The sequence below is a fragment of the Sphaerisporangium perillae genome, assembly GCF_023276435.1.
GTDB classification, from domain to species: Bacteria; Actinomycetota; Actinomycetes; order Streptosporangiales; family Streptosporangiaceae; genus Sphaerisporangium; species Sphaerisporangium perillae.
On sequence record NZ_JALLPO010000039.1, the window covers coordinates 72,120 to 96,875 of the forward strand.

18 protein-coding genes and 1 pseudogene are annotated in these 24,756 nt (G+C 64.9%); 10 read left to right on the top strand and 9 right to left on the bottom strand.

Annotated features, from left to right (window positions below):
• Window positions 1–226: 226 nt before the first annotated feature.
• Complete coding sequence (locus MYF83_RS32185; RefSeq protein ID WP_279340356.1) at window positions 227–1,291, top strand: PLP-dependent cysteine synthase family protein; 1,065 nt, start codon at window positions 227–229, stop codon at window positions 1,289–1,291.
• 44 nt (window positions 1,292–1,335) lie between these two features.
• Window positions 1,336–2,553, top strand: a complete 1,218-nt coding sequence (locus MYF83_RS32190) for an MFS transporter (protein WP_248964521.1) — start codon at window positions 1,336–1,338, stop codon at window positions 2,551–2,553.
• Between the two features lie 368 nt (window positions 2,554–2,921).
• Here the strand turns inward: MYF83_RS32190 and MYF83_RS32195 are convergent, their stop codons facing one another.
• The 3 genes from MYF83_RS32195 to MYF83_RS32205 all read right to left on the bottom strand — a co-directional run bounded on the left by MYF83_RS32195 (window position 2,922) and on the right by MYF83_RS32205 (window position 9,027).
• Entirely contained in the window at window positions 2,922–3,575 is a 654-nt protein-coding gene (locus MYF83_RS32195) for a class I SAM-dependent methyltransferase (protein ID WP_248964522.1), read from the bottom strand.
• Window positions 3,576–3,769: 194 nt separating this feature from the next.
• Window positions 3,770–4,384, bottom strand: coding sequence for a hypothetical protein (locus MYF83_RS32200; protein ID WP_248964523.1), 615 nt, complete (start codon window positions 4,382–4,384; stop codon window positions 3,770–3,772).
• A complete protein-coding gene (locus tag MYF83_RS32205) occupies window positions 4,381–9,027 on the bottom strand; it encodes a hypothetical protein (RefSeq protein ID WP_248964524.1) in 4,647 nt (1,548 codons plus the stop codon). Before MYF83_RS32205 ends, MYF83_RS32200 begins: the two co-directional genes overlap by 4 nt.
• 1,316 nt (window positions 9,028–10,343) lie before the next feature.
• Between MYF83_RS32205 and MYF83_RS32210 the strand changes: the two genes are divergently transcribed.
• Entirely contained in the window at window positions 10,344–10,526 is a 183-nt protein-coding gene (locus MYF83_RS32210) for a hypothetical protein (protein ID WP_248964525.1), read from the top strand.
• 278 nt (window positions 10,527–10,804) lie between these two features.
• On the opposite strand, the gene MYF83_RS32215 is transcribed toward MYF83_RS32210, so the two are convergent.
• The gene (locus MYF83_RS32215; RefSeq protein ID WP_248964526.1) at window positions 10,805–11,848 is read right to left on the bottom strand and encodes a sodium:calcium antiporter; all 1,044 of its coding nucleotides are present in this window, start codon (window positions 11,846–11,848) and stop codon (window positions 10,805–10,807) included.
• Window positions 11,849–12,913: 1,065 nt separating this feature from the next.
• Between MYF83_RS32215 and MYF83_RS32220 the strand changes: the two genes are divergently transcribed.
• The gene (locus MYF83_RS32220) at window positions 12,914–14,185 is read left to right on the top strand and encodes a YibE/F family protein (protein WP_248964527.1); all 1,272 of its coding nucleotides are present in this window, start codon (window positions 12,914–12,916) and stop codon (window positions 14,183–14,185) included.
• Here the strand turns inward: MYF83_RS32220 and MYF83_RS32225 are convergent.
• Window positions 14,117–14,434 (bottom strand): PadR family transcriptional regulator, encoded by a 318-nt coding sequence (locus MYF83_RS32225; RefSeq protein ID WP_248964528.1) that lies wholly within the window; start codon window positions 14,432–14,434, stop codon window positions 14,117–14,119. The genes MYF83_RS32220 and MYF83_RS32225 overlap by 69 nt on opposite strands.
• A 195-nt stretch (window positions 14,435–14,629) precedes the next feature.
• On the opposite strand from MYF83_RS32225, the gene MYF83_RS32230 reads away from it, so the two are divergent.
• The gene (locus MYF83_RS32230) at window positions 14,630–15,802 is read left to right on the top strand and encodes a hypothetical protein (protein ID WP_248964529.1); all 1,173 of its coding nucleotides are present in this window, start codon (window positions 14,630–14,632) and stop codon (window positions 15,800–15,802) included.
• Window positions 15,803–16,117: 315 nt separating this feature from the next.
• Window positions 16,118–16,375 carry a hypothetical protein gene (locus MYF83_RS32235; protein ID WP_248964530.1) on the top strand — a complete coding sequence of 86 codons (258 nt, stop codon included), beginning with the start codon at window positions 16,118–16,120 and terminating at the stop codon, window positions 16,373–16,375.
• Between the two features lie 732 nt (window positions 16,376–17,107).
• On the opposite strand, the gene MYF83_RS32240 is transcribed toward MYF83_RS32235, so the two are convergent.
• A complete protein-coding gene (locus MYF83_RS32240; RefSeq protein ID WP_248964531.1) occupies window positions 17,108–17,485 on the bottom strand; it encodes a MarR family winged helix-turn-helix transcriptional regulator in 378 nt (125 codons plus the stop codon).
• 127 nt (window positions 17,486–17,612) lie between these two features.
• Here MYF83_RS32240 and MYF83_RS32245 point away from each other — a divergent pair, with 127 nt between their 5' ends.
• From MYF83_RS32245 to MYF83_RS44820, 4 genes and pseudogenes are all read left to right on the top strand, one after another.
• Window positions 17,613–18,206, top strand: coding sequence for an alpha/beta fold hydrolase (locus tag MYF83_RS32245; RefSeq protein ID WP_279340358.1), 594 nt, complete (start codon window positions 17,613–17,615; stop codon window positions 18,204–18,206).
• Window positions 18,207–19,290: 1,084 nt separating this feature from the next.
• Window positions 19,291–20,472, top strand: coding sequence for a serine hydrolase domain-containing protein (locus MYF83_RS32255; RefSeq protein ID WP_248964533.1), 1,182 nt, complete (start codon window positions 19,291–19,293; stop codon window positions 20,470–20,472).
• Window positions 20,473–21,075: 603 nt separating this feature from the next.
• Window positions 21,076–21,777 (top strand): annotated as a pseudogene (locus MYF83_RS44815) (IS701 family transposase); the annotation flags it as partial.
• A gap of 145 nt (window positions 21,778–21,922) precedes the next feature.
• Complete coding sequence (locus MYF83_RS44820; protein ID WP_443729304.1) at window positions 21,923–22,222, top strand: hypothetical protein; 300 nt, start codon at window positions 21,923–21,925, stop codon at window positions 22,220–22,222.
• Window positions 22,223–22,730: 508 nt separating this feature from the next.
• Here MYF83_RS44820 and MYF83_RS32265 read toward each other — a convergent pair.
• The 3 genes from MYF83_RS32265 to MYF83_RS32275 form a co-directional block, all read right to left on the bottom strand.
• Complete coding sequence (locus tag MYF83_RS32265) at window positions 22,731–23,048, bottom strand: hypothetical protein (protein WP_248964534.1); 318 nt, start codon at window positions 23,046–23,048, stop codon at window positions 22,731–22,733.
• A gap of 328 nt (window positions 23,049–23,376) precedes the next feature.
• On the bottom strand, window positions 23,377–23,721 hold the full coding sequence (locus MYF83_RS32270; protein ID WP_248964535.1) for a hypothetical protein: 345 nt from the start codon (window positions 23,719–23,721) through the stop codon (window positions 23,377–23,379).
• Between the two features lie 147 nt (window positions 23,722–23,868).
• The gene (locus MYF83_RS32275; RefSeq protein ID WP_248964536.1) at window positions 23,869–24,054 is read right to left on the bottom strand and encodes a hypothetical protein; all 186 of its coding nucleotides are present in this window, start codon (window positions 24,052–24,054) and stop codon (window positions 23,869–23,871) included.
• Window positions 24,055–24,756 lie beyond the last annotated feature (702 nt).

Consider the following 24,756-nt stretch of genomic DNA (forward strand, 5'->3'; position numbering starts at 1 on the left):
CTCGGACACGGTGACGGAACTGGCGTCTGCGCCGACACCCGAAGGTTCAAGCCGGGCTCCGCCCCGCTCTTACCGTGCGCGAGCCGCGCTGACACACACGCTCGAAGTGTGTCGCTGCTGATTGGACTTGCACGACCAGCCGTCCACACGGACGTCGGTTCGTTCGACCTGTTCACTCAGTCAGCGACCCCGGCACAGTGCCGTGCCGGAGAGAGCGTGCGCCATCATGTCGATCTTGTCTTCTGTCATCACCGAACCCACCACACCGACCCTGACGCATCTGGTCGGCAACACGCCGGTGTGCTGGATCTCCCAACCGTTCGCCGCCGGCGGCCGAGGCTTCTGGGCCAAACTGGAGGGCACCAATCCCGGCGGACTCAAAGACCGTGCCGCCCTGCACATCGTCGAGCGAGCCCGAGCGCGGGGCGAGCTGGATCCCGGCGCCACGATCGTGGAGTCCACGTCCGGTACCTTCGGCCTGGGCCTGGCACTGGCGGCCATCGTTCACGGCCACCGGCTCACCGTGGTCTCCGATCCTGGCATGGAGACCATCGTCCATCGTCTGCTGGCCGCCTACGGCGTCCAGGTCGAGACCGTCAACGCCCCGCATCCGGTCGGCGGATGGCAGCGCGCACGGCTGGAGCGGGTAGAGCAGTTGCTGGCCGCCCATCCCGGCTCCTACTGCCCGGGGCAGTACGACAACCCCGACAACGTCGACGCCTACGCCGCTCTGGCGGGCGAGCTGATCAACCAGATCGGCCGCATCGACGTCCTGGTTTGCAGCGTCGGCACCGGAGGACATTCGGCCGGCATCGCGCGAGTGTTGCGCCGCCTGTATCCGGACATGCGGCTGATCGGCGTCGACTCGGTCGGGTCCACTATCTTCGGGCAGCCGGCCCGGCCTCGGCTGATGCGTGGCCTGGGCAGCAGCATCCATCCGCGCAACGTCGCCCACCACCTGTTCGACGAGGTGCACTGGGTGGCGCCGCACGAGGCGGTCTGGGCCTCCCGGACCCTGGCCGCCACCCACTACACCACCGGCGGGTGGAGCGTCGGCGCGGTCACCGTGGTCGCCGCCTGGTGCGCCCGCACTCTGCCGTCACAGGCCCGGATCGTGGCGGTGTTCCCCGACGGTCCCGCCCGCTACTACACCACCGTCTTCGACAACGCCTACTGCGCCACCCATGACCTGCTCGACCGGCCACCCGCAGATGAACCCGAGGAGATCAAGCATCCCGGCGAAGCCGAGGTCACCCGCTGGACCCGCTGCGCCACGGTGGTGGACCTGTGATGTGGCGGCGTTTCACATCTTTCGACCGCAGCGTCCAGCTGCTCATGATCAACCAGCTCACCATCAACATCGGCTTCTACATGCTGATGCCCTACCTCGCCGGACACCTGTCACACGGGCTCGGCATGGCGGCCTGGACGGTCGCCCTGGTACTCGGCATGCGCAACCTCAGCCAGCAAGGCCTGTTCCTGCTCGGCGGCACCCTGGCCGACCGGCTCGGCTACAAACCCGTCATCATCATCGGCTGCCTGCTACGCACCATCGGGTTCGCCCTGCTCGGCTTCTCCAGCTCCCTCCCGGCGCTGCTCGTCGCCTCGGCCGCCACCGGATTCGCCGGCGCGTTGTTCAACCCGGCCGTCCGCGCCTACCTCGCCCACGACGCAGCCGAACGCAGGGTGGAGGCCTTCGCCCTGTTCAACGTGTTCTACCAAGCGGGGATCCTTGCCGGCCCGCTTATCGGGCTCGCCCTGGTCGCGGTGGACTTCCGCCTTGTCTGCCTGGTAGCGGCAGCACTGTTCGCCCTGCTCACAGTGCTCCAAACCTACGCACTTCCGCCGCGTCAGATCACGACCACGGCGACCACCGGTGTCCTTCGCGAATGGCGGGCAATGCTCGCCAACCGACCCTTCGTACTGTTCTCCCTGGCGATGGCAGGCTCGTATGTACTGCCGTTCCAGGTCTACCTCACCCTGCCACTGGCAGTAGGCAGCACAAGCGCCGTCAGCGTCGTCTTCGCCATCTCAGCAATCGTCGCCATCGCCGGTCAGGTCCGCATCACCGACTGGGCCCACCGCCGCTGGACCCACACCGAGGCCATCACACGCGGTCTCACCCTGATGGGACTGGCCTTTCTCCCCCCTGCGCTGTGCGCTATGGCGTGGCCGAACTCGGCTGGAGCCCAGATGGCCGCGGTGCTGCTATGCACGGTGGCGCTGACCCTGGGGACGACGCTGAGCTACCCCTTCGAAATGGACACCATCATCACACTGTCCGGCGGGCGACTGGTGGCGAGCCACTACGGCCTCTACAACACCGCCGCCGGCATCGGAATCGCGGCAGGCAACCTATTGACCGGCGCGCTGGTTGATACCCGCTCCCCGGCGTTGCCCTGGATAGCATTGTCCGGTCTGGGAAGCGGGTGCGCGCTGGCCGTCCATCTCCTTACCCGGCAAGGCCGGCTTGCCCAACCCACCCCCGAAGCGACGGGCAAGCCAAATCAACAAGGGTGTACAGGCACCGCCGCTGCGGCGAAACCATCATGACAATGTTCGGAACTGGTGTGCCGCGGCCTTGGTCGCATCCGAATACCCAGGCCCCATGGCCCTGGTCTGCTTGACTTTGCCTGGGACGTCGGTGACGGGGTGATCAGGTTTCCACCTCAACCCCCTACGGCCTTTGGCAATGTGCGGCGATCATCCTGGAGCCCGAGGCCCCCGCCGGAGGCGAAAATGTTTTAGGCGGAACAGTCGGACGTGGACCGTCAAGCAACGATGCTCCGATTTGGAGGGTGCTCGCATGTTCGGTGTGGGTTGGCCTGAGTTGACGTTTCTGGTCGTGATCGTGGCGGTTGTCGCCGGTGTGGTCCTGATGTTGCGGGGCAGGCGTCGCTAGGCCGCCGGAGACGCATACTTCAGCACATGGCGGCGGCTTGTCTGCGCATCAGCAAGTGGCCGCGGCGGAATCGTTCATCTTCCAAAGGCTCGCGCAACATCCGCGCCACCTCGACGAACTCTTCCTTGCGGGCCAGGTCGGCCAAGTCGTCGATCGGCCACCGGTAGGCCGGCGCGACCTTATGGTCGAACTGCAGCACCGGGCCGCCCTCGGATTCGAAGAAACCGAGCAGGAGGTAACCCCCCGGAGCCAGCACCCGGCGGAACTCGGCAAAGTACGGCGGCAGCTCCGGTGGTGGGATGTGGATGACGGAGTACCAGGAGAGCAGCCCGCCCAGCTCGCCGTCGGCCACGTCGAAGGCGCCCATCGAACCGACCTCGAAACGCAGGTCAGGATGGTCTTTGCGGGCGATGTCGATCAGTGCGGGAGACAGGTCGATGCCGAAGGCGTCCAGTCCGAGGTTACGCAGGTGTGCCGTCATGTGCCCTGGACCGCAGCCGGCCTCGGCGACGGGCCGGGGTCCGGCGGCCTGTACGAGTTCGGCGAACACGGCGAGTATCGCGCGATCCAGTGGCAGGCGGTCGAGCGAGTCTCGGGCCAAGTCGGCGTAGAGGTCGGCGACGGCGTCGTAGGCGTCCGCCGTCGCGGTCAGATAGGGGGAGGATTCGGCCACGGCGGACGACTATAGTTCATCGGTCGGCAAAGGTCGTCGATCATCGACCGGTCGGCGCGTCCATTCCGTTCCGGTTCTTCACCCGGCGGTGCACCACGGCGTGGCCGCCACCGCCATCGCCCTCTCCTGAGCGGAAGGCGCCGTGGCCGACTCCGTGCGGAGCCGACCACGGCTGCCTGCCGCGGGCACGGGCTTCAGCTCTTCCTTACCTGCTGCACATCAATCCGCTTGTCGGCCCGGGATGCCATCGGATGCCGTATCTCGACAGTGACGTTGTATTCCCCGACCATCTGCACCCGTATGACTGCCTGATAGGTGCCGGGCCGCCCGGATACCTCGGTCATGACGACGGGCCCCTGCTGATGGGCCATCGGCATGGCGACCATGTCCGTCCAGGCGACGACCTGCCCCTTGGTGATCGGGTCGTAGGTGCCGGGCGCACTCACCCGGGCCTCGATCCGCACCTGCAGGTCACCGAGGTGCGCGGCGGTCACATCGATCGACGCCGCCGGCTGCTCTTTGGCTCCCGTCGCCCCTCGGGCTCCCCGGTCCGCCGCCGGTTGCCCGTCGGCTGCCGGAGCGGCGACCGCTGGTGCCGCCCCCGTCGGCCGGGTGACGAGGAAGCCGACCACCCCGATGATCAGGGCAAACGTCATCCCGACACAGACTCCGAGGACCAGGCCGTGGCCGAACGGGCTCAGCCCTGTGGATTTCTGCGGACGGCGTCGGCCGGGCCTGGCCTGCCGGCGTGACGGTGCCGGCCTGCCGAGCATCTCGTCCGGCAACCTGAGCTTGGTCATCAGGCTCACCGCGGCCTCCGCGATTTCGGCTGCCACACCGGATTGTCGGAGAGTGGGATCAGGTCCGACCGACGGTTGGAGTGCACCCGGAACAACCCCCACTGTCCACCGATGAGATGACGGGCCAAGACGTCGGAGCGGTAGAGGTAGTCGCCCGGCGCGGCGAAGAACCCGCCGGCCCCACCGGTGACCCTCGGGTCGAGAACGATGTTGTAGACGACGCCCGGGTTGAACTGGCCCTGAGTGGCCGCGATCTGGGACTGCGGGTCAGCGGGTGCACGGCGCCAGGTGTGGCCATGCAGGACGAAGCTCGTGGAGCGTGGGTCGCCGACGGCCTGCCCGACCCGGAAGACCGTCTTGTCACCGGTGTACGCCTGGAACACCGGCGTCGACGGGTCACAGTGCACGCAGGAATTGAAGATGTCGGTGATGTTCTGGTCCACGGCGAACCGGTGCGACCAGGGTTCGTTGCGGTAGTTGATCGAGAACTCTCCCTGGTCCTCCGGGTCGTTGGTCTGCCGGCTCGGCTTGAGCACCAGGTCAAGGTTGTCCGGCACCGGCTCGTTGTTCTTGTAGAACAGCGCCAGGTCGCTGTTCATCAGGACGATGTTCTCCCGAAAGTCCGGCTGCTTCGGATGGGTGATCACCGCGCTGGTGCCGGTCCTCAGCGGTCGGCCGGTCACCGGGTTCAGGTAGCGTGAGCCGGGCTGCTCGATGACCAGCGCCCCATACAGGCCGTGGTGCAGATGGTTCTGCACGTCGGCGCGATCCCGCAGCAGCGCCATTCCGGTCATGTCGCTGGGCAGCTTCCAGTAGTACTGCGTGCTCCGCCCCGGCGCCACCGCGTCAGGTGGCGTCGACAGGACGAATTGAGCGCTGATCGACGCCTTCGCGCTCACCGGGAAGGGCTCGAAGCCTGGGACGTTGTTCTCGTGCTTGGGTGGCCGCTCGATGCACTGTGGAAAGCGCAGCTCCTCCTGCTTGAATCCGAGCTGGCCTGGTTCCAGCGCTTCGTGGCAGTGCGGTGTCATCTTCTTCGGATCGAGCTTGTTGGTGAAGTTGATCGTCAGGCAGTCACCCGCGTTCGCCCGGATCACCAGCGGCTCGGGCTGCTTCTTGCCGTCCCGCAACGCCTTCTCGTCGGCCGCCAGCGCGTACATCAGGCCGTGCGGATCGTGATCGCCGGACTTGTTGTAGGTGATGTCCTTGTTCATCGCGACGATGCTGAAGGTTCGGTCCACACCGGTCCTGCAGCGTGTCCGGGTGCTTGGCCAGCCATGCCACGACTCGTAGTCGGACTCGTACTGGTGGATGATGGTGTAGGCGCTGTCGACGATCTTCTTGTAGCCGGGGCCCTTGTACTTCTCGTACGTGACCTTGTCCACGATCTCCACGAAGGTCTTGCTCGGGGCCTTGTGCCGTGCATCGCCGCCCGTGCAGGTGTGCCGCGGGAAGTCCGGCAGCTCCGGGATCGGCGTCTTCCCCGATCTCGGATTGGAGCACGAGAACAGTCGCAGCGGCCCCCAGGCCCCGAGGAACCAGTCATCGGCACCGGCGTAGTAGTACAGGAAGTCCTTCGTCATCATGTCCCGCGCTCGCGCCGGCAGCTGATCCGTCGGGATGGACACGTCGAAATATTCGAGCATGCCGATGTGCTGTGCCGCGATGACGTTCGACTCGGGGTCCTTGGGCTCGAATTTCCACCGGAACGCATCGAGATTGAATCCGTGTGACTCCTCCTGGGAGAGCTGGAAGAGCCGGAACTTCACCGGATCACCCGGGTACGCCTTGAGGATCGGCGTGAACGGATCCCCGTGGACGGCCGGGTCGAACAGACTCGCCGGGTCGGCGTTCCTACGGGCCTCGAACGGCTCCAGCCGGTAGTTGACCCCCATGCCGCCCTGGTCGTCGTTGCTCGACGGGAACCTGGCCGGGAAGATCGGCACCCCGTATGGGGTGACGAACTTGTCGTCGTCGGGCGTCTTGGGGTTGTCCGGCTGGAACAGGGGCACACGGTCCTCGATGAAGAGGGAGAGGTTGCGGTAGTCACGGCCGTCGGTGCGCTTACCGTTGAAATCGACCGTCGGCTTGCAGTGCAGGTCGAAGACGGTCCCGATGAGCGCCCGGTTCCCGGCCTTGGACTTGGACTTGTTCGGCAGTGCTGGCACACACCCGGCCGGGTGGATGGTTGAGCCGCCAAAGAGCCCGTTCTTCTGATGGACGTTCGGGAAGAAGTGGTCATGGAATGAGTTCGTGATCGTGTTCTCGGACACGAAGTCGCGGTAGATGATCGTCTGACCGGGATCGGCGCCCTCGTCATAGTTCCACCCGTTGGCGGCTCCATCGGAGGTCAGCACGTCGAACTGGACCATGTGCTGATGGATGCCGACCTCGTTGGTCTCCTGCAGGCGGTCGAAAGCGGTGCCGCCGAACGTACGGGGCAACTCGTTGGTCAGTTTGTAGATCACACAATCGCCGACGTTGAGAATGGGCGCGAACGGTTCCGGTTTTCGGCCCTGCCGCACCGCCTGTTTGTCAGACTGCAACACATAGACCCGTGCCTGGGGGTTGGTCCACTTCAGCTCCGGGTTGTACTGCTGCCGGATCTGGATGGCCGCGACCTTGTACATCTTGGTGGGGCGGTGAGCGGGGCACGGATTCTGGAAGAAGCCCCCCGGCACCTTCGCGCCCGGGTCGGCCGCCGCATTCTCCAAGGCGGTCGGCGGGAAGATTCCACTTGGCGATCGGTCCAAGACCCCAAGCGGCGGCTTCGGCGCCTTGAAACCGAACTTCCCCGGGATGAAGAACGGAAAGCCCGGCGTGGCCACCGCAGGCGAGGGTGGCGGGTTGACACCGGCGACACCCGGCCGATAATCGTGGTCCGCCAGCGGCTCCAGCGGCGGCACGGGCGTGCCGTCCGGGTTCTTCTGCGTTCCGTCCGCCAGCTTGTCCAGGGTGCGGTTGAGGCCCCACATGCCGTTGGCGAAGTGCGGATAGAGGTGGCAGTGGAAGATGATGTCGCCGAAGGTCGCGGGTTTACCGGCACGCGGCGACCCCGCGCCACCCTGGATGATCAGGCCGTAGTGGCTACCCGGAGAGACCGCCTGCACGTCAAGGATGTTGGTCGTCCTCGTCACGTGGGTAGGCTTGCTGATCTCATCCAGGCCACCCTCATCCTTCGGGTCGAACATCCAGCGGTTGACATGCCAGTGGAAGGTATGGGTCTCGAACTCGGCGGGATGCAACAGACGCACCTGGGTCGGCTCGCCGCGGTAATTCGCGAACACCAGATCCCCGCCACCCGGGTCACCGAACGCCCACGACGACAGCGACGTCTCCTCACCGATACAGCGCTCCGCGTCGAATCCCTGAGCAGCGCGCCTCGCCGCCGGACACCCCACCTCCTCACGATTGAACCCGGGCTCGGAGCGGTAGTTGAAGGCGAACCACTCGAGCTTCACCGGAATCTCGCCCTGCACCAAGGCATCCGCATCACCACCGCCCAGGCCCGGCAGCGTGCCCTTACTCAGCAGTTCCAGCTGAGACTTCGTGGGCTTCACACACTCGTTGCCGACCGGCGGCGCCACCGCGGCTTCGCCGCGGCAGAAACGGGTCAAGATGCCCGGCTCCGCTTCCACCTCGTCATGCATGTACAGCACATGCTCCCGAAAGTCCTTCCCCCCCGGACGCTTGATGATGGCCCGGGCCCCCGACGACAGCGACCGGCCGGTGCGGGAGTCCACCCAGGTCGCCCCGGGTGGCTCGACGACGAACGCGCCGAACGCCCCGAAAGCGTGTGAGCCGATGAAGCGCACCTTGCCGTCGGCACCCACGGGCCGGGTCTGCTGGGAGGTGAAGTCCGCTCCGTCCTTGAACTGGAACTCTCCCTCGACGTTGGCGAAGAGGCAGTAGGTGATGGTCTCGCCGGGCCGAGCGGTGGAGTCGGGGTTGTTGCCGACGACGGTGCCATCCGCCTCCTTGACGTCGTAGGCGAGGCCGTCGAAGTGCATGGAGGCGTTCGGGGCCTTCCGGGGGTCGAAGTCGTTGTTGGGAACGGTGGCAGCGGGGGCGAACTGCCGCGGTTCGGGGGTCACCGTGCCGGGGGCCTTCAGGGTCTCGCCTGGCAGCGTGAAGATCGCGGCGTTGCGTACCTTCTCGTTCACGGGCGGCGCCGGCTCGTTGAGCCGGTTGGTGAACCGCACCTCGATGCAGTCGCCCCGGTTGGCCCGCAGGGTCAGCGGCTCGATCAGATCCGCCTCATCCGCCCTGTCCGGGTCCGCGGCGTGCGCGTAGCCGGCGCGTACCGCCGCGATGTTCTCGTCCAGCACGTACATGCGCCCCTCCGGCACCACGTCACCGAAGCGGTTGAGGAACAGCGGCAGGTTGATCAGGGAGACCTTGAACGTCTCGGGCGTCTTCCCGGCGCACGCTTTGATCCTCGATGGGGTTTCTCGAGAGTGGGGCGTCTGTTCGGCGATCGCCTGGCTCATCAGCCACATCGACCCCCCGGCGAAGGCTATCCACAGTCCCACACCGGTGACCAGCAGCAACCTGAGCGGCCAGGACCGGCCGCGGGACCGGCGCGTCAGCAGGATCGCCACGGCGACGGCGGGAATGAGCAGCGGAGTGAGATCGGCGTATGGCGCGGACACGCATCCTCCTACTGATGACCATCGGGTGGTCGCCCTCATGGAACTGGACTACGACCAGAGGCGACGGTTACACCGCGCGATCGACCTGAGACTTCCGATCACGCAGATGCAAGTTTTATCGGGATCAACCCCAGGAATCTGGCTCCGTGGTGATCGCCGGAGAGTACGTGTTCGGTAAATACAGATCCCTGCAGCCAATCTTCGAAATAGGTCGATAGGGGTCAACTAGGTAGTTGGATGACAATCATGGACGTGGCGCAACTTGTACTTGAGTACCTAAAAGCACTCACAACCCCTCTCCTCATTTTCGGTCTTTTCGGTGTCCATTCACGGATGCCCATTACGTGCGAGGTTCCGTCGGTTTGATCACCGAGGTGTAATCTTCATATCGTGTCGTGTCGTGTCCGAAATGCCATCGCCGTCCGCTGAGGAGCGGGTGCGGCGGGTGCTGGAGACCAAGGACGCAGAGATCGCCTGAGGGCGCTTCTGGATGAGGAGCGAGGGGCGCGCAGGCGATTGGAGTTGCGACTGGCGGAGTTGGAGCGCCGGTCAGGCATGGACAGCAGTGGTGCAGGCGAGGCCGACAGGAATGTGGCTGATGTCGGCCGCCACACGATGCCCGACGTCGCTCCGCGCCCGCGCGCCGCTGTCGGCCATCGCCGGGCACGACAATGCGAAGAATCCGCCGGCAATCGCCGCTGCGACCGCCAAAGTCCACGTCGGCTTACCTACGGATGGACCTTTTCCCGAGGAATCACTCGGTTCCCCATATCGCTTGAATCTCGATGAATCGGGCGTTCTTCGCGCCACCGTGGTAGCACTGCGACCAGGGAATACCCATTCAGCGAAGCGGCGCCGAAGTAACGACAGATCAAACAGACGACAACAGTAATGACAAGAATTACTTCCGGGCCCTTTCTCTAGCACTGCTTAGAGGGGAATGCGTCGGCTATTGAGGTGTTCGGTGGCTTTTCTATTAAAAATAACGATCAGCCTGCCCGTACACCACATAGGTGTGTGTCGTTCAAGGGAGGCTCCGGTTGTTGGCATCGACGGAGGCCCGGTAGCGGCTGGGAGGTGCTGGTGTCCGCGCCGGTCAACATGGTGCGGGGTCTGCATGGGTGGTGATCCCAGGGGTGTCGGGGCCGCGTGTGGCCACCGTCGGATGACGCGGTGGCGTTACCGTGGCGCGCGCGCCTCAGGCGGTGGAGCAGGTGTCGTGGGTGGCATCGAAGCCCTTCAATGCCTGGGTGTCGCCAGCGGGCACGGGTCTGGCCGTTGGGCGAGTACATGATCGTGGTCTTGGGGTACCGCTTATGCGGGGCGTCGATGATCTTGGCGATGTGGTAGCCGCGCTGCTCCAGGGCGGCGACCACGCGCGGGTAACACAGCTCCGCGACGTGGTGTTCGCGCAGATCATGGCCGCCTGCCGGACGCAGGCGAAGCGAAGCGCTCACCGCGAGATCCCTATCTCCTGGGCCGCTGGACAGCGGCGGTGACGAAGTCGCCGGATGAGATCGTTCAGCCGCCGCTTGTTCTCCGGCTTGTCCAGCTGCTCGCGGGCCTGCTGGGTGAGTCGTCGTCCCTTGGGGTTCACAGGAAGGTACGGATACGGTCGATGATCGTCATGTCGGGATCCTCTCGTTGAGGTGGAGACGAGGGCCGGGTGTGATCACACCCGGCGGGGCGGCGCTGCGCCTTGGCCCCCGCCGCCGGTCGGCCCACTGGCGGCAGGCGGTGAACCTGCCTTGGGCCGACGGGGGTGGGGTGCGGGCGGTCAGGCCAGAAGGGGGATGAGGCAGGCGGCGAAGATCAGGTAGAACACCGCGGCGAACGACAGGGTCTTGGCGTTGAACCGGCCGGTCTTCAGCAGCACCAGCAGGTAGATGATCGCGACCATGGTCGCGATGCCCGACAGCAGTAGCGGGGAGTTGAATCGCCAGGGGGTGAACAGCAGGCCGAGCCCGCTGGGCACGGTGGCCTGGATCATCATCGCGCCGGAGATGTTGGCCAGCGCCAGGCGCGTTTTTCCTTGGCGAACCCAGATGATGGCGTTCATGATCTCTGGCAGCTCGGTGGCGATCGGGGACAGCAGCAGCGCGGTCACCGCGGCGGAAAGGCCGAGCATCGGCCCGATCGTGTCCAGCTGACCCACGAACGTGTGAGATGCCAGGAAGATGATGGCCAGCGTGACCAGAGTCTGGACGATGACCGCCCAGGTGGCCGGGGTCTCCCGGCGCCGCTGAAGCAGCAACGGCTCAAGGTCGGGGCCGTTATCGTGATCCCCGTCGGCGCGGATCTCCCGCCAGAAGTACACCGCGTAGGCGGCGAAGAACAGTAGTCCCAGCCAGGGTTTGAAGGCGAAGGCGACCAGCCCGAGGGCGACTTTCACCACGAAGATCGCCATGAACCAGGTCTGGTCCCGGGTCAGCTTCCTGGTGACCCCGACGTCATCGCTCGCCCGGTCGACCAGGGCCGGGTCACCGGCGCTCGCGCCCGGCTGCGGAGCACCGGCTGTCGCTAGGGCCCGGTTACGGCGCCGGGTCCACATCATCCAGCCGGTGACACCGTAGGCGACGGTCGCCAAGGCAAGAGGGCCGCCCATGGCCGCCCCGACACCGATGTCCTTCTGCTCCTCGCCGGTGCCGAACACGACTGCCACGAACGTGACGACGCTCTCCGGTAGCGCGGTTCCGAACGCGGCGAGAATCGTTCCCACCGCCATCGGGCCGACTTTGAGTCGCCGGCCCAGCCACTCCACCGCGTTGACGAACCACTCGCAGGAGAAGTAGATCACCGCGGCACACGCGATGAGCAACACGAAATGGATCATTAGGGGGCCGGTTTTCCTTCCCGCGTTACCGCGAGGAAGCCGCACCCGGAGTAATGTCCCGAGACCTCGACCCCGCCGCAACGCAAACGTCGCTATGGGTCGAAGGTCTCGTCCACCCCTACATGGGGCCCGGGCACCGGGAATCCCGTGGGATTCCAGCATGTCGACGACCGGCGGAGGACTACTCCCCTTCAGGGTCGGACTATACCCGAAGACACCTGACGCCAGCCACAGTGATCAACTTGCCCGTGAGCGGGTGATGTCGTCGCCCTGTCGCTCACCGGCGACTCCTGCGCGACCGCCTTCCCTCACAGCAGAGTGCCGCGATCCCCTGCGGCGAATCACCATCCACACCAGCACGAAGGAGATTCCAATCGCTGGGACAGGCTGAGGACTTCATATTGCCGGTCGCGGATCTCCGGTGTGATCGGGTAATCTGTGGGCTCGCGAAGGGGAGTAGCCCTGTAAATCGGTCGTCGACATGCTGGAGCTCCATTGAGTTCCCGGTGGCCGAATCTGCTGTTCGTGGCAGGTGGGCGAGACCTTCGATCCCTGGTCGGTGACGCGTGCGCGCATCGCGGGGGTCGAGGTCGTCCGGGCTCCTGGTTCGCTGGACATCCTCGCCTCCCGCTCTGTGCGGGAGAGATTGAGGGCGGCGAGCATGTGGCATTTCGCGCACTTATCTCGTACGCACGGGCGCTTTACCTGTCACCTGAGTCGTTCCTCAAGGCAGCTGAGTGGCCGGGCCAGTGGTTCGACATCGGCAAGACATAGTAGGCACCACCGTTGCCGCCTTTGGAACCGCGCTTCCTCAATGATTGATGGCGCTCTTCGCCGCGAGTACCACCGGCACGCCCGAGCCCGGGGGCTTCGGAGGGCGCCGCAATGGGCGGGTCTCTGGCGTCGCGGCGGTCGCCTGTGGAACGACCGGTGTCGACCCTGCCGCCAGTGACGCGGCATGCGGCTGACGCACCCTCATCCGGCCCATGTCCTGTGCCGGCAAGCCGATCCGACGCTCCGCCCTCGGTACAGGCCTTAAGGAGAGCTTTCATCATGGGTGCCAACCACTCACACGGCCCGGCCGCACCTCACTCTCGCGGCACGATGTGGGCGACACTGGCGGTCATCGTTCCCCTGGGGGTGGTCACGCTGACCGCGCTCATCTGGCTGTGGCCCACTCAGAGCACGTCCATCGGGCAGCCATCGGTCAGCCTGCAACGGGTGACAGGAACGGTCACTCAGGTCACGCTGACCTCCTGCCCTGAGCAGCCGCCGGCGGATGGCCAGCCCAGCGACCAACAGTCGCCGCCTGACCCCGCTACCTGCGGTGATGCCAAAGTCGAACTGACCAGCGGGCATGAAAGCGGGCGCCGCATCATCGCGCAGCTGCCCAGCGGCCCCACTGCGCAGATCTTCACCGAGGGTGACGACGTGGTGCTCATCTACACGCCGAAAGGCGTTCTTGATGTGCCGCCGTACCAGATCTCCGACCACGACCGGTCTTCACCTTTGGGGCTGCTCGGCGCCGCTTTCGCTCTAGCCGTGGTTGCCTTCGGCCGCTGGCGCGGCGTGACTGCTCTGGTGGGGCTGGCCATCACATTCGTGCTGCTGCTGACGTTCGTCATACCGGCGATCCTCACCGGAGAACCGCCGTTGCTCGTCGCCACCGTCGGCTCCGCTGCGATCATGCTTGCCGTGCTGTATCTCACCCACGGTTTCACCATCCCGACATCGATGGCCGTGGTCGGCACTCTGATCAGCCTCAGTCTTACTGGCGCGCTTTCGGTGGCGGCGATCAGCCTGGCCAACCTCAACGGCATCACCGACGAAAGCTCCTTCTACCTGGGCATGAGCTACCGGATCAACACCCAGGGCCTGCTATTGGCCAGCATCATCATCGGCTCGCTCGGCGTGCTCGACGACGTCACCACCACCCAGGCCGCTACCGTCACCGAACTGTCCCACGCCAACCCCGGCTACACCTTCGGCCAGCTGTATCGCGCCGCCGCCCGGGTCGGCCGCGTCCACATCGCCTCAGTGATCAACACGATCATCCTGGCCTACGCAGGAGCCTCCCTGCCCCTGCTGCTGCTGATCAGCGTCGGCGATCAGTCGGCCGGCGAGGTGCTGACCAACCCGGTAATCGCCCAGGAAATCGTCCGCAGCATCGTCGGGACGCTCGGGCTGATCGCCGCGGTACCCATCACCACTGCCCTTGCCGCCCTGGCCAGCACCCGGCGTGCGAGATCCGACGATTCAGCACCGCCGACAGCCCGCCATCGGCGACCGAGGGAGCCTCTCGCCGATCCGCTCGCCAACTGGTAGGGAGTTGATCCAGCGTGAGCCGACCTGCTTGGGCACGGCCGGCATCTCCTGCAGCCACCGACTGGCGACCTCGCGGCCGGCGTCGGTCAGCTCGTACACGGTGCGCTCTGGATAGGCCCGGTCACGTCCGGTCTCGCGCACTGAGATCAGGGCCTCGGCGTGCAGGCGGCCGATCGCGCGATGCAGACTCGCGCGCTGGTTGACGTTGACGACCTGCTCCTTGCCCCACTGCTTGATCAGCCTCTGCATGCCGTACGGGTGCCCCTGACCGCTGTCGACTCCGAACCCGAAGGACTCTGCGGGCGCCGATCGAGCCTGACATCGCGTACGCAGCCGAGTCATTGAGGCTGCCGACATCACCGCATAACACTCACGTCATGCCCTGGCCAGAAGGCTATGAAAGGTTAGCCAGTCTAATAAACCTCCTTGAGGAGTACCACGCACATGCGCAAGATGGTGATGCTGGCGGCAGCCGCTGCGACGCTCACACTGGGCACCGTGTCCCCCGCGATGGCCAAAGCCAGCGACGGCCACGTCTTCACGCTGGCCGTCTATGGAGATGCCCCGTATGGGACGTCACCCACCGACTCCGCCGAGTTTCAGGCGACACCCGGCTTCGTCGAGTCGATCAACAATGACCCACAGGTCAGCCTCATCGCCCACGTCGGCGACATCCACTCAGGCAAGCAGTACTGCACGCAGGCCTATGATCAGTCGGTATTCAACCTGTGGGCGAAGTACCAGAAGCCTTTGGTCTACACCCCCGGCGACAACGAGTGGACGGACTGCCACAAGGCAGCTGAGGGCGGCGGCACCTACAGCTCGGCCACGCAGCAGATCAACTATGTCCTCGATCCGGTCACGCACCAGCCGGTCGATTACGCCAGCGGCAATCCCGCCGCCAACCTCGACCTGGTCCGCTCGATCTTCTTCTCGAAGCCCGGCAGGACGCTCGGCAACGGAAAGCAGCACGTGCTCTCGCAGGCGCAGGTCTACGACCGTGCGCACCCCACGGACTCGAAGTTCGTCGAGAACGTGACGTGGCAGCAGAAGGGCATCCAGTTCGTGACGCTCAACATCCCGGGCGGCTCGAACAACGACACCGATGTCTGGTACGGCGCTCCGTCGCAGAGCGCCGCACAGAAGAAGGAGGTCGCCGAGCGCACGGCCGCCGACCTGCGCTGGCTTGACCGGGCATTCTCGCAGGCTCAGGAAGATGGCGCCAAGGGTGTCGTGATCTTCACGCAGGCCGACATGTGGGACCTGGACGGTAACACTCCGGCACACCTGACTGAGTACGAGCCCTTCGTGGCAAGCATCGCCTCCCACACGAAGAAGTTCGGGAAGTCGGTCTTGTTGTTGAACGGCGACTCCCACGTGTACAAGTCCGACAACCCGCTGTCTCCGTCCGCCCCGTGTGTCGGCGAGGCAGGCGCGTGCACCTCGGTCGCGTCAACGCACCCTGGATACGACGTGCCGAACTTCCACCGGGTGGTGGTGCACGGCAGCACCTTCCCGCTCGAGTGGCTGAAGCTGACCATTGACACGAAGGCAAACCACCCCGCGAGCGCCAACGCGTTCGGGCCGTTCAGCTGGCAGCGGATGACCCAGTCCTGACTCCGCGTGGTGCGTACCCGAGCACTCGCCTTCTGGCGATCCCCCGGGTACGCACCACGACCATCACCTTTGAGTCCAGGAAAGCTATTCAGGTCGAGGGGCCTCGGATCCGGAGGTTGTCCGTAGCTCCTTGACCTACGGCGTGATTCCCCAGGCTATTAACGGGCCATTACGTCGGTGTGAGGCTTTGTGTGGCCCTGTTGCTGTACTTGCTGCTGTACAGCACCTTTGCGGCGTAGTGACCATCGACACCGCTTCCGCTGTGACTTGAGCTATGCGATCATGCCGAGGTTCCCTTTCGGAGAGGATCGACCAATGGCCGGCGGAAACTACGATTCCTACGCACTTGCCCGACACTTCGAACAGATCAGCGAGCGCTTCGCCCGAATCGAGACGCAGCTCGCGCTCTTGTCGGAGAAGCTGGGTGTGCCCTACGACCCCCCGTCGGCGGGAGTGCCGACCGAAGTCGTCCAACTCGCCCGTGCCGGCAAGGAGCTCGAGGCCATCAAGCTGTACAGGGCTATGACCAATGCAAGCCTCGTCGAAGCCCGCGAGGTCGTCTTGGGGCTCTGAACGCCAACCGCGCGCGAGACTTGACGCGCTCGGGGCGCGCCTTCAGCACGCCGTTCGCGCTGAAGTGCTCCTGCTCGGCGGGAGCAAGGGACTGCCCTTCCTCAAGCCTGCACTGTCCGGCCTGGAGAAGATCATTCCTAACGTCGAACGGATCGAGTTCCCTGGGCTCGATCATGATGCGTCGGGAGATGTCAGCAAGCGACACCCTGCCGGCCGTCTGGAGGTCGTGGCGGCCGAACTGAGGCGTTTCTTCACCTCGGCAGCTAAGGGCCGAGACACCGGGACGAGGTAGCGGGCTCAGCCGCGCGATATGCGGCGAAGGTATTCGGATGGCGTTCTGACCTCGATGCGGGGTAACGGGCAACGAGGGCAAACCCATCACGGGGAACGGTTCCTAATGGCACGACGGCCCGCTTCTTGATCAGGAACGGGGTGTTTGTCGAGGTGGAGCCTAGGGGATTCGAACCCCTGACTTCCTGCTTGCAAATCGGCCTGATCACCAGGGGGAACGGCCGCGACCTGGGCGAGAGGCAGTCCGTGAGTGACCGTGACTGACCCCGGTTCACCGCCCTTAATGGCCCGCTAATGGCCCGGCGATTACGAATACCTCAGCGTGTCATGTGCGTGGTCGGTCCCCCTACCGCCCGCGTCATGCGGCACGGAAAGCCGCCACCTCTCGTCGTGCCGACGCCGTCCCGGGGTCTTGCTTGCGGAGGGCGCAGGGCACCGCGGTCAGACTCCTGGAAGGTGCGAGTCATAGATTCGCTGGAGCAGGGCGTTGAGCCGTTCCCGTTCGCGGTCGGTGAGGGCATGGAGGAAATCGTCCTCGTGGGCAGCCGCCATGGCGCCAACCGTCTCGATGAGGGCGCTTCCCTTGTCAGTGAGGGCGACGATGCGGCGCCGGCCGTCGGCGCCGTGGGCCTGTCGCTCGACCAGTCCTTTGGCCTCCAGCGAGTCGAGCACGGCGACGATGTTGCGTGCGTCCACGGCGACCAGGTCGGCCAGGTGCCGCTGCCCCAGCAGCCCCTGCTCCTTGAGTGTGACCAGGACGCCGTACTGGCCCTGAGTCAACTCGTAGCCCGCGAGGAACGCGTTCCAGGAACGTGCCACCAGAGCCCCAAGGCGGGCCACCAGAAACCCCGTGCCTCGTTCGTATGCAGGCCCGTCATCGTCGCCAGCATTCATAGCGCCATGCTAACAGATCGACATGTTGCATGTCGTTTGATAGACATGCAACATGTCGATAAACCAAAGACACAGGCACCTCCCCATCGGAGACTTCTCTGTTCACATCGTTGAAACGGGCGATCCGGACGGCCCGCCATACCTCCTCCTTCACGGCTGGCCGGAGTCGTGGAGGACATGGGAGGGCGTGATGGAGGCCGCCGCCGGCACAGCAAGAGTCATCGCCATCGATCTTCCTGGGATCGGCGAGTCCACCGGAGCTGTGGACGGCGGATCCAAACGCCTGATCGCGAGAGCCGTCCACGAGCTGGTCCGCACGCTCGGGCTCACCGATTTCACACTGGTCGGCCACGACGCCGGCGGGATGGTCGCCTACTCCTACCTCAGGCAGTACTCCGATGTCGCCCGGGTGGTCATCATGAACACCGTGATCCCGGGCGTCGACCCGTGGAGCGAGGTGCTGCGCAATCCCTACATCTGGCACTTCGGCCTCCACGCGGTGCCGGACCTGCCGGAGATCCTGGTGCAGGGGCGTCAGGCCGAATACTTCGGCTACTTCTACGACGTGCTGTCCCCTGCGCCAGAGAAATCACCAAAGACTCGCGCGCCGCACACGCCGCCGCCTACGGCACGGATGCCGCCCTGACCGCGGGGTTCGACCTCTACCGGGCGTTTCCTCAGGACGCCCGGGACAACGCCGACTTCGCCGCGGCTGGCCCCGTCGACACCCCCCTGCTCTACGTGCGCGGTGACAGCGAAGGTCGGGACATCACCACATACGCGGCTGGGCTACGTGAGGCCGGCATCCGGAATCTCACGACCGCCCTGGTGCCTGGCACCGGCCACTTCGCACAGGAAGAGGCACCCGCCGATGTATGGCGCCTCATCCACTCCTTCGCTGCGAGCACGTCGACGTAGACCAGACGCCTCAGCATCAGCGCGTAACACGGCCGCAGCCAGAGCGATCAGCCCCGCAAGCATCGGGAGCCGACTGCATCACAGCGGAGCGTGCCGGGGCTGCGCGAAGCGTACAAACGAACTCCGTTGCCGTACGAGATCGAAAAGAGTCACTTCCCGATCATGGGAGGTGGCCTTTGACGTGGGGGTGGAGCCTAAGGGGATTCGAACCCCTGACTTCCTGCTTGCAAAACGGCCTGATCACCTGGGGAAACGTGCCTGACCTCGGCGGCAAGCCTGCGCCGAGTCCCCGTGACTCCCCCTTGATCACCGCTCTTAATGGCACGCTAATGGCACGCGATCAAGCTGCGCCATCTGGACCGACGCCGCACCTACCTCAACTCGAATCCCGTCAGGGACACAGGTGACAGTGCGTAGCCGGCGCCAGCACGGCAGACGGTGAATCGGGATCGGGCGGTGGCGCGACGTCCGGTTTACAGCGAGCTGCGGTTCCCGACTGCGCTGTGCCTCTGACATCGTCATACGACCTTCGCCCCCTTTCAGACGACCCGCAATCCTAGTGGGATCGCTGTCCGGAAGGTTCAGGGCACCTCAAGCTGGGGCTATCTCGTACTCGATCGGGGTGAGCATCACCGACGTGCTGTGTCGTCGCTTAGTTGTAAAAGATCTCCAGGTACTCGAAGATCGCATTTACCAGCTCGATGAGGGTCTTCCAGCTACACCGATTCGCGGAGTGAAGTTGCTGCCCTCGAGGTTCCGGGGCGTGATGAGCGCGCGGTCGGCGTGCGACGAACACGGCAGAGAGGTGAAACATGCCACGCGGCAGGTCGCCTGCCTGGCGAAGCGCCACCCTGATTGGGTTCTTGGCCGTCCTCGGATCGCTCAGTCCAGCCTGCGCGTCCGACTCGCCGCCCGGGCCACCGCGATCGAGCGTCGGCGAAGCGCCGACCGCTGCCAACCCCAGCCTGGTGACCTACCCAGGCACCGAGTGGCGCCGCGCCGACCCGCGAGAGGCCGGATTCGATCCCGCCAAGCTGGACAAGATCGCCGCAGAGGCCCAGAAGAACGGCTCGAACTGCTTGGTCGTGATCCGGCACGGCAAGCTCGTGGCCGACTGGTACTGGAACGGCACCAGCGTCACGAGCCAGGAGGTCTTCTCCGCGACGAAATCCTACTCCAGCACTCTGATCGGCATCGCCCAAGCGGCCGGCGAACTCGACGTCGATGACAAGGTGTCGAAATACGTTTCTTCGTGGGCTGGCACGCCGTCCGAGAATGTCCGGATAAAGAACATCCTGAGCAACGACTCCGGCCGCCACTGGGACCCCACCACTGACTACCGCGATCTGCTCCGCGCGGCGAACAGGACGCGCTTCGCCGTCGAGCTGGACCAGGACGCCGCTCCCGGCAGGACCTGGGTGTACAACAATGCCGCCATCCAGACCCTCGATGCCGTGCTGAAGAAGGCAACCGGCAAGAACCCCGCCGACTACGCGAAGGAACGGCTGTTCGGCCCCATCGGCATGAGCCACTCGCAGATGACCCGTGACAGCGCCGGCAACACGAACATGTTCTTCGGCTTCCACTCGACCTGCCAGGACATGGCCCGGTTCGGCTACCTCTTCTTGCGCGGCGGCGCCTGGACCGGCACCCAGATAGTGCCGGCTCGGTGGGTCAAGGAGGCGACCGGCCGGCCGTCCCAGACACTCAATGCCGCCTACGGTTACCTCTGGTGGCTGAACAACCGCGGCCCTGTTGTCGCGAATCCCTTGCAGGCCAGCAGCCGGCAGCAGAGCGCGAAGGCACCCCGGCGCCGCCTGGTGGAGGGCGCGCCCAAGGAGATGTACTGGGCGTTGGGCCTGGGCGGCCAGATCATCCAGATCGATCCCGGATCGGACACCGTCGTCGTACGACTCGGCCGGGGCGATGCCAGATCGAAATACGGCCCGGCCCACACCGCCAAGCTGGTAACCCAAGCCCTCGTCAGACCCTAGATATGGCCGCTGATGAGAACATCCAAGTCATCGCCACGCCGCTATGGACCTCAGGTTCCCTGCTCGGCTCGGTAGTACACAATCAAGGCGGCGCGCCCGTGATTCCCCCTTGATCACCGCCTGATCGGGCACGCAACGGGCACGATCCCGAGGAGCCGTCAAGCATCAAGTGAGTCACGACACCGCGTTGAGCATCGGTGCACTTCGGGTGTGTGATGCGCTGGTCCCGGCGGGCTGATGGCACGTTAATGGCACGAACGCCACTTTCCCTGATGCGGGAAGCGGCGTTTTTGCTGGTGGAGCCTAGTACGACAGCAGTAGTTCGAGATCGTTCACACTGAGTGATCTCGCGCATGCGAACGGCCGCCTCTAGGATCGCGATCTTGTGAGAAACCGTGATCAAGAGACGGCCGCAGCGGCCAGCTTAGAGCCCGAACTGCTGGAACGGAGGTTCGCGGAGTTGACCAGCGCGATCGCTGGCACGTTCGGACGGGTCGAACCCCGCAAGGCCGCGACCGGCTACCTGCGTGGACTGCTGTCGGAGATCCCGCGAAAGACCTGCTGGGATCTGAGCAAACACGCTGGATACCCGACCCCGGACAGATGCAGCGGCTGCTGTCACGCGCCGCCTGGGACCAGGACGCCGTCCGCGATGCGGTCCGCCACTACGTGATCGACCACCTGGCCAGCCCGGACGCAGTGCTGGTGCTGGACGAGACCGGGCAGGAGAAGAAAGGGGTCATGACCTGCGGCGTGGGTCGCCAGTACACCGGCACCGCCGGCAAGGTCACCAACTGCATCGTCGCCGTCTACGCCACCTACGCCGGCCCGTTCGGCCACGCCCTGATCGACACCGAGCTGTACGTGCAGCGCAAATACCTCGACCAACCGGCGACGCGGGAGGCGATGGGCCTGCCCACTGACTGGCGGTTCGCGACCAAACCGCAGCTCGCGCAGCGGATCGCGGCCCGCACCCTGGCGGCGGGGGTCACGCTCGCGTGGGCGGCGGGCGATGAGGTGTACGGCCACGATCCCAAGCTCCGCGCCTTCCTGGAAGAACAGAAGATCGGCTATGTGCCGGCAGCCGGGGTCGATTTCCCCGTCCCCACGGCGGCCGGCCCGCACCGCGCCGACCACCTGGCCCGGCTGGTTCCCGCTCGCGCGTGGGAGCGGCGCTCGTGTGGCGCGGGCTCCAAGGGGCCGCGCATCTATGACCGGGCCATGGTCGCCACCGCGAGCCCGCGGCGGGCGCTGCCGATCCGGCGATCGGCCAAAACCCCGTCTGAGCTGGCGTTCTTCTACTGCCACGTGCCTGAGGGCCGGGCGTTGACGCTGCCCGTCCTGGTCCGGGTCGCAGGGGTCAGAGGAGGATTTCCAGCAGTCGAAAGGACAGGTCGGGCTCGACCACACCCAGGCCCGCCGGTACCGGTCATGGCGAAGGCACGTCATCTTGGCGATGGCCGCGCTCGCGGTCCTGGCCGTCGTCGTCGCGGTCGAGCGACGTCGTCACCCTGCCCCCGTCGTGCCGCATACCGGCCAGGACGATCCGCCCGACGACTACGGGCTCATTGCGCTGACCGTGCCCGAGGTCCGCCGTTTGCTCGCCGTATTCACCCACGTCAGCGCCGCCGTGACGCCACCGATTGCGGCTTTTTGGCGCGAGTTCGAACTGCGCTGGAGCCAGTGGCGACGCCGCCACCAGGCCCGCGCCCGCTGGTACCACTACCGCAGACGCCTCACCCTCACATAACCCCAGCTCACACCATCAGACAGCGCTCGTGGAGGCGAAGGGCCAGATCACAAAGTACTGCTGTCGTACTAGGGGATTCGAACCCCTAACTTCCTGCTTGCAAAGACGCATGCCGATCTTTCTTCACCTGCGAAGACGCAGATCAGGGCCTTGATTGCGTTCCCCGTGACTCCCCGCTGTTCCCCCTCGTTTCCCGTCCCATCGGGCACGCGACGGGCACGGCTGTACCCTCTTCGAGACGGTCTTCGGCATTGCACCGCGCCTCCCCGCATGGGTACGGCTTACCGTAGGCGATCGGGCACGACGCCGGGGATGCTGGATAGCACCGGAGGCCGTCATCGCCCTATGTCTCTGGAAGCATGTCAACCCGGGAACCTGCGGATTAAAAGCTCGGATTCGATCAGTTCTGGACGGTTCATTGCAGACCAGAGGCCCTGTGCGGTCCACCCTGAACGGGTCTGAACGGTCCTGTACTGCAACGGGAAATGCAACTGCTCGACAGGCGTGATCAATCTCCCGTGGAGCTCGGAGCCGTGGAGTCGATCTGAGGGGCGGTCTTTCGAAGCTCCTCGATCAGCGGCCACATTGGATCGTCCTTCTCACTGAAGGTGTCAAGGTCGATGATCTGCTCTTTATCGATGATCTTCGCGTTCGACCCGCTGTCCTCCCCGGTCAGTGTGGTGACTGGTCGACCTGCTTTCTCCGATCCGCCGTGGTTAGTCAGGTAGGCCCCGCCTATGAGGACCAGAGCAGCACACGGAACGAGCATCAGTTGGTAGCGCCGTATCCGTCTCGACCGGAACCGTAGCGAATCTTCCTTGATCACTCGTCTCCTCCAATGCACAGCAGCAAGTGTGGTGCTTCATGAGCAAAGCTGCGAGGGCAGGAAAGGCTTGGTGCTTTGCCAACCAGTTTGGTTTCGGTGCGCGACTGGCTGACAGCTCCGCAGCAGCTCAGAGTGGGTGAAGCTTTGCTCGGGAGTCACCGTGACTCCCTCGATTCCCCATCCTGACGGGCACGGAGCGGACACGCCGTCGAACTGCGACGGTTTACAGCGCGTGACCGTTCCGGCCTGCTCGTAACTTCTGACCTGCGGCGTGACCATGCCGTACGGCACACCGACCCCTAAGATCATTCCGCGTATATTCCGCAGGCTACGGGCACTTGAGCCACGCGACCAAGGGATAAGATCCACCGCTCGGCATCTTCATCCACCGATAACCGGCCTCAACCCGGGACCACTTGTTCTCATTGCCCTTGTCCTTCTCGTCCCAAAGACACGAGGGACGACCTCCAACATGATCGCCACCGCTGCTGTCGGTCCACCACACGTTAGCCGGAAGTAAGGCCGTCACTCCATCATCCGGCTGGAACGAACCCGACCCGTGAATGGTGAGCTGAGCTTGCCCCTCAGCGACGATCAGCGGGACGTTACCCAGCGGCAGGAAGCTCGCCACCACGCCACCCACAACCGCCGAGACAAGAATGATCGGCGCCATGAACACCCTACTGACGGTTACACGGCCCGCCTTGGCGGTGGCCAGGCTTCTGAAGAGAGACATAGGCGAACTGTACGGCGCATTCCGAGTAGGGCGGTTGACCTGGGCTTCGGGCTGGCCGTGTCCTGAGGTCCTGGCCCAAGGCCGTCACTCGTCGTCGGTGCGGTAGGGCTTCGGACGCGGGAGAACCACGATAAGCAGAGTTGCGATTGGCCCGAGAAAGAGAGAAAGCAACCACCAACCGAAGCCCGAACGCCACTTGCCCTGTGCCAAACCAGCGTTGACCAGGGCGAGAGTGAAATAGAAAGCACCCGCAAGATCATTGTTGCTCACCGTATTAAGCATACGAAGACATCGGGCACGCAACGGGCACGGAAGCGAAAAGGGACCGATTAAAGCGAGAAACCCAGGTAGGGAAAACCATCCCTGACCTGGGTTTTCTTGTCGGTGGAGCCTAGGGGATTCGAACCCCTGACTTCCTGCTTGCAAACGGGAGCCAGTCACGACGTAGAGGGCTTCTCCTGCTGGTGACGCGTGTGAAGGCGGCCGTTGGTGTGCGGTGTTGTGCGGCCCTGTTGCTGTACTCGCTGCTGTACAGCACTGTTATCCGTCGCTCGCCATGAGCACGAGACGTCACTGGAGTTGAGCATGTCGGGGACCGAAACAATGCAAGGTCCAGCGACACGATCGTGAGTACGACATGACGTTCGTCTCGCGGATCTTGGGTGCCCGCAGCCCGCTGCGTGCAGGGGTTCGGACCCGCGCTGTCGTCCTCTTCTGCCGATGAGCGGATGTGCGGTCAGGTAGGACCGGTGATCTTTGCCATTGCCGGGTCGCTCGGAACGGCGCTGGGGTGAAGCGCAGGAGGCTGGCGCTGAGCACGAACCACAGCATGTCCCAGCCCCCGAGACCTTGCTGGCTAACTCGCCTTCAGGCGGCTAATGCGAGTTCTGCCAGTTCAAGGCGGGCGAGATGGCTAGTTCGACCTCGATCGAGGGGGTGGCTGTTCCACCAGGCGTCCAACCGAATCAGGTT